This is a genomic window from Paraflavitalea sp., assembly GCF_059502485.1.
Genome location: NZ_JCACET010000001.1, coordinates 1 through 9,172, shown reverse-complemented (window position 1 = coordinate 9,172; position 9,172 = coordinate 1). Strand labels below are relative to the sequence as shown.

3 protein-coding genes are annotated in these 9,172 nt (G+C 40.7%); all 3 read right to left on the bottom strand.

Annotated elements, in window-relative coordinates:
- Positions 1-2,677: non-ribosomal peptide synthetase (locus AC5JBY_RS00015; protein ID WP_495902477.1), on the bottom strand; the 2,677-nt coding region annotated here is incomplete at its 3' end.
- A 28-nt stretch (positions 2,678-2,705) separates the two neighbouring features.
- Entirely contained in the window at positions 2,706-4,406 is a 1,701-nt protein-coding gene (locus AC5JBY_RS00010) for a B12-binding domain-containing radical SAM protein (protein WP_495902476.1), read from the bottom strand.
- Positions 4,407-4,415: 9 nt separating this feature from the next.
- A complete protein-coding gene (locus tag AC5JBY_RS00005; protein WP_495902478.1) occupies positions 4,416-9,152 on the bottom strand; it encodes an amino acid adenylation domain-containing protein in 4,737 nt (1,578 codons plus the stop codon).
- Between the last annotated feature and the right edge of the window lie 20 nt (positions 9,153-9,172).

Sequence of the window (9,172 nt, the reverse complement as noted above, 5' to 3'; positions counted from 1 at the left end):
AGGCGGCTGGTATATTGTAAGCTACGGAAGCTTCTTCAAACTGACTTAACACCCAGAGGCGGCGCTGGGAATGAGATAGCACATAACTGTCACTTGAGGAAGCTAGAGGAATTGACTTAAATACATTTTGGGTAGAACTGATAATTATTTTAGCCAGCAATTCAATGGTTGGTGCTTCGAATAATTGCTTCAGGTTGATAGAAACGTTGAAATCCTGGTGCAGAACGGCTACCAGTTGTGTGGCTTTTAATGAATGTCCCCCTAACTCAAAGAAGTTGTCATTAATTCCTATCCGTTCAACTCTGAGTAGTTCTTGCCAGATATGACAAAGTTTTTTTTCTGTTTCGTTGGCAGGAGCTACAAAGTCGGAGAAATGGTTGTCTTTACTGCTGAGTAATAATGCTCTCTTGTCAATTTTTCCATTAATGGTCAGTGGAAATGCGTCTACTTGCAGAAACTGATCAGGGACCATGAACCGCGGTAACACGTTTGATAAGTATTGTCTGATCTTATCTATTCTTAATACTTCAGATGCGACAAAACAAGCCAGAATACCTTCGTCGGCACCATGTTGTTTGTTTTGAATCAGAACAACCTCTTGTATTCCGGGATACTGTTGTAAATATTTCTCTATTTCATCTAATTCAATACGGTAGCCTCTGACCTTTACCTGTTTGTCCTTTCTGCCCAGAAATTCTATATTTCCATCATCCAGCCACCGTCCGGCGTCACCTGTTCTATACGCTCGTGTAATCGATCCATCAGGAAGAAGGAAACTAACAAATCGCTCTTCTGTCAAGATTGGCTGATTTCTATAGCCGCGCCCTACACCTGCGCCCTCAATGAGGATTTCACCAGATATTCCAATAGGAAGCTGATTTAGTGTTTCGTCTACTATAAATATACCTGTGTTATCAATCGGTTTACCGATTAATATTTTATCATCAGAATCAAAAAGCTCTTTAACTATACAACCAACTGTAGTTTCTGTAGGTCCGTATTCATTGAATATTTGAGCAAAGGGTATTTGGGCAGACAGGATTTCAAGGTGTTTGGTTATAACCATCTCGCCACCCAGTATTACCTTCTTAATGGATGTAGAAGTATCTGGCAGGTATTTTAATAAACTGACATGTGAAGGCGTTAATTTGATCGCGTTGATTTCTATTCTTGTAGAAATGATTTCTTTCAGGATATCGGGAATCAAAGCTTCCTGTTCAAAAATAGTCAGTGTGCCTGCTTTAAGCAAGGGGCAGAAAAGGCTGGTGATAGTAAAATCGAAGGATAAAGTAGTAAACACTCCCATGTTTACCTTATCAAGGTCAGAAAAATAATAATTGTTTGCCCAATTGATATAATTAGAAAGGTTACCATGTTCAATTTCGCAACCTTTTGGAACTCCGGTTGAGCCAGACGTATAAAGAATGTAGGCAAGTGTATCTGGCTCTATTTCGATATCTGGATTAGCTGAGGTGTAATTCTCTTTTGTGTTATAGAAATCATCAAAATTAATAAAAGAAGCGGCGATTGATTCGTTGAATCTATGACTGCCTGTTGACGTGACTACGTGGCCACATGCACTGTTTTTTATAATCTCTTCAATCCTCGGTTCGGGATATTCCACATCTATTGGGAGGTATGCACATCCGGCTTTCAGGATAGCGAGTACTGTGATCATTTGAATATCGGATCGTTCAATCATCACTCCTATTACAGCTTCTTTGTCCGGATTGTATTTTTTTAATAGGTAGTTTGCGAGTTGGTTGGAGTAAGTATTAAGTGATCGGTAGGATATTTCCTTATCTCTATACCTAAGAGCGATGTTGTCTGGGTATAATGCTGCTATATGCTCAAATTGAGTAACTACGTTGGTTTGCCTGATGTCATGTTTTATTGGATTGAAGACATTGGTGATATAGTTTATTTCTTCATTATTGATCATTCTGGCGTCGGATAATGAAGTGTCAGGATTTTTTAATAATTGCAACATTAATACCTCGAAGTGTCTGACGATACGAGTGATCGTTGATTCAATAAAAATGGAAGAGTTATAAGAAACGATTAAGTGTATATTCTCCTCTGTTTTTAAAAAGCTAAATAATATGTTATTGTTTGACCGATTTAGCGATTCAGATTGTTGAATATTTTCAAGGACTATTGATACGCCAAAAGATTCAATGCTTATGTTTCCTGAGCCTTGGGCGATGTTGTAGATAAGTGTTTCGATGGGGTAATTCTGGTTTTCTATTGCTTCTATAATGGTAGCCCTGGTGTTGAGAACGAAGTTTTTAAATGATAGATTTGGTCTTAATTTTTGCCTTATTAATAAAGTGTTATTAATGTAGTTAGTATCATGCTCAAGGTTGTAGATTGGAGTTGAAATAGTTAAGTCTGTTTCGTTAGTGTATTTGTAAAGTAGGACAGTTACCCCGGCCATGAGCAACATGTGAAGCCTTTGAAAAGAGTTATTCATGGCTCTTGTCATTGTGCTGTTCAATTCGGAGCAGGTTATATGCTCATATGTTTTCCAGCTATCTTTAGCCTTTCCTGTCAACCTGTCGCTCGGAAATCCTGTGCTATTGTCGATGTCCTGAAGGTGGTCGGTCCAGTATTTCTTCTCTCTGACAAACTGATTAGCTGCAACCGCAATTTCCAATTGTCCTGGTCTTTTTGTCATTGCATTCAATTATTAATGTAAAAACACTTTAGAAATTAAAATCCCCTTCGTCCTGATAAGTACTTTTTACAGATTCAATTTTTCTGATCTTTTTGCATTCATCCAGATATATAGCTCCATTCTTGAATTCAACCAGAGCCGGCACTGCATTTTTATGCAACTGTTTCCATCTCATATCTGCTTTATATATCTCATGTTCGAAGTAAGGATTAGGAATGCCGAGCATTGCACAATGCTCTACAAATCGGTTCACTCTGTCATAGATAACTTCTCTGGTGGGTTGACAATCCTTCATCAGCCAGGTTTCTGTGATAAGCATATGCCGGCTGCTTGCAGGATACAGAAGCACCCTTTTGTATTCCGACATCCATAGATCTGAATCCACCTGCCCGGTAAGGTAATAGCTAAATGGATTGCACTCCGCCTCCCAGAGATCGTCTTTTAGTTCCTCTATCAGGTCAAGGGTTTGCTGAAAATCTTCTTCTGTTTCCCCCGGATGGCCCACAATCCAATAGGTAGTTGTTTTTACACCTGCATGGGATAATGCTTTCACAGATGCCCTGATCTGGTCAACGGTGATCTTTTTATGCATGATATCCAGTATCTTCTGCGAACCACTTTCAACTCCTAACCTCGCACGGTATAACCCTCCCCTTCGCCACCGGATGGCATTATCTACATTACATACAGGTGGATCTGCACGGAGGTAGCCATCCCAATAAAGGGAAATATCCTCTTCAAGGAATTTATTTGCGAGATCGTCTATTACAATGTTAAGCAGTGAATCTCCCATCATAAATACTTGGGTGCCATGTGATATATACATTGCTTTCAACTCTTCTACTATTTGAGAGGCATTTTTCTTGCGATATTTCCCCCAGTGTACCGTTTCTGAACAAAAACTGCACTGAAAGGGGCAGCTTCTGGAAGTCCATGCTCCCAATTGCGGATATGCCTGAAGATTGAAGTCCTGGAAATCTGGTGCCACCGCAGATTGGATTTCTATATTACCATCTGGTATGTCCCTAAGTGTATATACACGCTGATTTAAAGGAAGTTTACCTTGTAGGAATCTTAAGAAAAGGTTTTCTCCTTCTCCAATGAAAATTTTATCTACATATGGAGCCCGTTCCAGGAAGTAGTTGAAGTTGGGAGAATCCTTATGCAATTCCATCGAGAAAGTTCCTCCTCCCATTACGGTCGTTATATGTGGAAAACTCTTTTTGACAAGTTTAAAAGCGAAAAGTGAAGCAGGAAGCGATCCGCTAAAAACAGATAAGCCGAATACAGTAGGATTTATCTTTTCTATCAATTCAAGTACATACTTGGAAAGGTCTTCGTAGAAATGATCGAGGATTTTATTCAATACTCTTACTTGGTCGTCTTCTAAACGGAGATAGAATGTTTGCTCGAAAATAATCTTTACCAATTCTTCATATTCCAGTTGGTCAGTATAGTGAATATGAGCCATCAGGTGGTTTCTCATCACTTCCATGCCGATATTGAAAAAATTGCCTCGTTTGTATTTAGGTACATAAGATTCAACTGTATTAAAATATTCATCATACCGTTCTCTGAACTGAACAACCATATTCGCATCATCTGTTACTACATGAAACCCATTTTTTTTCAAATGACTCTTCAGGCAGGATATGCCCAGAGGTGGAATGGAAGGCGTCCAAAAGGGAAGCAATAATAAGAGGATCGGTTTGTTTGAATCAAAGTCCATAACTTCAGTTTACAGGTTAAAAACAAAATCATCTGTGTCAAGCTCCGGAACTGGATTTAATCCGAGTGAATCATTAGTCAGGATATTCTTTATTGATGTTTCAATGTCTCCGGTGATCGTTTCAAGAATAGCTTTATAATGTTGTAAGGTAATTGCTACTGTTTCTTTCTTAAACAGGCTGGTTGAGTACGTTAATACTATATCCAGGAAGTTATTGTATTCCGTGGCAGATAGCATTACGTCAAATCTGGAAGAAGAAGCCGTTGAGATGAAGGGGCTTAGCTTGAATGATTGCTCAGGTCGTCCTTCGTCAGGTTGTTTGTGATTATATACGTTCATTACAAATACCGCATCGAACAACGGATTGCGATTGGATTGAATGCCAATGCCCAGTTCGTGAACCAGTTCGTCGTATTGAAAGTCACTGTAAGTGATTGCTTTTTCTATCTTTTCTTTTTGATACTGAAGAAACTTTTTAAATGATTCCTCCGGATTGATAAAGCTGCGAACCGCAAGCATATTTACAAACATGCCTATCATCGGTTGTAGCTCTTCTTTGGTGCGACCATGAAAAGGGAAGCCAATTATCACATCCTGTTGATGTGAATACTTGTGTAGAAGAATAGTATAGGCGGCAAATAAATAAGCAAATACTGTTGTTTCACAGTCGGCGGCCTTTTTCCTGATGCTGTTTAATAGTTCGTTCTCCAATTGTATTGACACCACATCGCCTTCGAAGTTCATGGTGTCGGGTCTTGAATAATCTGTCGGAAGCTGAAGCAAGGGTAGTTTGCCGGAAAATTCATTAAGCCATAGCTGTTTTTGTTGTATGACCCAGGCGTTTTGTTGCCACCTGCTATACCATGCTACATAATCTTTATATTGAAATTCAAGCACATTCTCAACTGATTCTTCAGCTTTTTCCTGTTTGTAAAATGAACTTATTTCTTTTGTCATTATCTCCATCGAGAAGCCGTCAAAAATGATATGATGAATGCAAAACTGACAAGCTGTTCTATTGGTGCCAATTCCAAATAAAGCTACCCTGACTAATGGGTCTTTTTCAAGATCAAATACCTTCATGGCGTTTTGCTGCATTGCATGAATAGCTTCCTGCTCAGTTGTGTTAGGATAGTAGACTAATTGGGTCTTTGGTGTATTGTGAATGATCTGGCGTGGCTCTCCGTATACCTCAATGAAGTTTGTTCGTAGTATTTCGTGTTTTTGTATTACTCGTTGAAAAGATTTTAATAAGATATTTATGTCAAGATGCCCCTCGATTACAAATGAAACAGGAATTATAAACCCTTTTTTAGCTAAGGGATTTATCTGCTCTATCATCCATAATCGTCTTTGGGAATCCGAAACATCATAGCTCTCGGCATCAGGTGCTTTGACTATATCAGGTAATAAGTTTTTCTGAAATATTGCGAGCTCTTCACTAAGCGTCTTAATGGTAGGATTACGGAAGAGCAGGTTGACGGGAATTTCATAACCCAGCTTCTGTTTTATCGACGTAACGATTTGGATGGTTAGTATCGAGTGCCCACCTAATTCGAAGAAATTATCGTGAACTCCTATTCTGTCGTTCTTAAGTAGGTCCTGCCAAATAGTGGCAAGTTCCTTTTCGATTGTAGTTGTAGGCGGTTGATAATTGTTCTGTGTTTTTATTGCTGTTGGTTTTGGCAGCGCTGCCCTATCGGTTTTTCCATTTGTTGTGGTTGGTATAGCATCGATTTCTATGATGAAGGTTGGAACCATATATTCCGGCAAGACGGAGCGCATAGTCTGCATGACTTGTGCCCTGTCGTAAGTATCGGCTGGCACCACATAGCCGACGAGTCTTTTTGAGCCGGTAGAGTCAGGTTCGGCAATGACGACGCAGGCTGTCACACCGATACATTGTTGCAGCGCACTTTCGACCTCTCCCATCTCGATCCTGTATCCCCTGACCTTAACCTGTTCATCCCTTCTGCCGAGGAACTCTATGTCGCCTGACGTGAGCCACCTTCCGAGGTCGCCTGTTCTATACATGTGTGCTTGGGGGGTATGACTGAATGGGTCTTTGAGGAATTTTTCACTGGTGAGCTGCTTCCTGTTCAGGTAGCCGTCTGCTACCCCCTCTCCTCCTACATAAATCTCTCCCATAACGCCAACGGGACATACTTGGCCATTTTGATCAAGAATGTAGCAGTTCAATGTCGGAATAGGTTTTCCTATATTGCTGGTGGCAGTCGTTGTTTCTGCATCAGTGAGTACCTTGAAAGTGACATGGACAGTGGTCTCGGTGATACCATACATGTTGATAAGCCGGCATGTATTTGTAAACCGCTGTTGCCATGGCCTCACCTTAGAGGGGGTGAGCATCTCTCCTCCAAATATGACATAACGTATGGAGAGGTTTTTTTGAGTGCGTAACACCTGTTCTTGAAGCGCATAAAATGCAGTTGGTGTCTGGTTGAGTATAGTAACTTTATGTGCTATAAGGAGCTCGTGGAATGCCTGTATATCCCTGACCTGTTGTAAAGACGCGATGACGAGCGTTGCTCCATTGATGAGAGCTCCGTACATTTCCCAAACGGAGAAGTCAAAGCAATAGGAATGAGCCATGACCCAGACATCCTTATCGTTGAAATCAAAAATGGGCTGATCGGTAATGAGTAATCTGACAACATTTTTGTGATTGACAATTACTCCTTTAGGTTTTCCAGTGGTGCCTGAAGTGTAAATAATATAACAAATATCCGCAGAGCTGGTGTTGATAAGCGGCTTATATGTCGGCAGCAGTTCGATATAGTTCTGTTGTTGCAGGAGGTTGATGTTGGTGATATCTTGTGGCAGTTGGATCGTATCCTCATCACAAATGACTACTTTGGCATTGGTATCTGCAAGAATGAACTGTATTCTTTCAGGTGGATATGCGATATCTATGGGCACATATGCTGCTCCTGCTTTAAGAACAGCCATGATGGCTATGATCATACGTGGTGTTCTGTGTAAGAGGAGTGGGACGAGATCATGTCTTTGGACGCCCTTTTGTATGAGGTAATGGGCAAGTTGATTACTTTGCTGTTCGAGTTGCTGATAAGTGATGACATGTCGCCCGTCTGTAAGTGCTGTAGCACTTGGAGTGAGAGCGGCTTGATGCTCAAATAGCTGGGTGATGGTTTTTTCTTTAGGATAAACTGCGGTTGTTGGATTGAAGTTGTTGATGAGTTCAATAGCTTCCTTATTGCTGAGCAATGGTAGTGACGCAAGACTTGCTGAAGGGTTTTCTACAATGGCCGTCAGTAGCCGTTCGTAATGCTCCATCATGCGATCTATGGTATCCCCATCGAACAGATCGGTGGAATATTCTATCCCTAAATATATTCTGCTGTTATTTTCAATAGCTGTTATGCTTAAATCGAACTTGGCTGTATTATTAGCCAGCTCTTTGAAGGAGAGTTCAATGCCTCCTAAGTGGAAATCTGGTAGGTCGGGCGTATTCTGCAATGCAAACATGGCTTGAAATAGCGGAGTACGGCTCATGTCGCGGATTACCTCCACTTCGCTGACTACTTTTTCAAAAGGCACGTCCTGGTGATCGTATGCCTCCAGTAATGTTGCTTTTACTTGTTTGAGCAATTCGTTGAAGGATAACCCGGCTTTAAGTTCACTGCGGATTACGAGTGTATTGACAAAGAATCCTACGAGTGATTCTGTTTCCTGCTGTCGTCTGTTGGCGATGGGGGTACCAACTGCAATATCTTCTAAACCACTGTATCGATACAGCAATACTTTGAATGCACTAAGCAAAACCATATAGAGCGTGACACCTTCCTGTCTACTCAGTTGTTGTAATTCTTTGACCAGTTTTTCTGTTAAAACTTTATGTGAGCTGGCTCCTCTTCCACTTTGAGTGGCAGGTCTCACATGGTCCAGAGGCAGATCGAGGGGGCGGACTCCTGCAAGTTTACTTTTCCAATACTCCAGTTGTTGTGCCATTACTCCTCCTTCCAGGTATGTACGTTGCCAGATGGCATAGTCGCTGTATTGTATTGCTGGATTAGAAAGATTGGATGGCTTTTGTTCAATTGATGACTTGTATAATTCTGTAAGCTCTTTTACCAGTATGGAATGACTCCACCCATCCGAGGCAATATGGTGCATTACAACAAGCAGAATGTATTCGTCCTCGTCGACTTGTAAGAGCTCTGACCGTAACATGTAATCATTCCGGAGGTCAAAAGGTTTGGCAATGAAATCATTAATATAATTATCAACCTGCTCTTCATTCCAGTCGGTTATTTTGATCAGTCGGAGCCGCCAATCCTGCTCACTCTTCACTTGCTGATAACCAATGCCGTCCTGTTCAACGATTACGGTCCTTAGTACCTCATGTCTTGTTACGATCTTTTTAAGAGCATACTCAAGTGCATCTGTTTTTACGTTCTTTTTTAGTTTTAATGCTGTTGAAATATGATAAGGAGAGCTTCCCTGTAACTTTTCAACAAACCAAAGCCGCTCCTGTGCATAAGATAATGGTATCTTTTCCCCTTGCTGGATTATATGTCGGTGAATTGGAGGTAATACTTTTATTGTTTTATTGGTTGACAGGTATGTCGAAAGTCTTTCAATTGTAGGATGCAGGAACAGTTCTTTTATTCCTCCTTCTATTCCCAGTCTGTTACGCAGTAGAGACAACATGCGTGTCGCCAGTATTGAATGTCCTCCTAGTTCGAAGAAGTTATCATTTATTCCTATTGTATCATTTTTAAGTAATT

Coding starts and splice junctions, on each gene's coding strand:
- AC5JBY_RS00010 (WP_495902476.1), bottom strand. CDS start 4,406: ATGGACTTTGATTCAAACAAACCGATCCTCTTATTATTGCTTCCCTTT.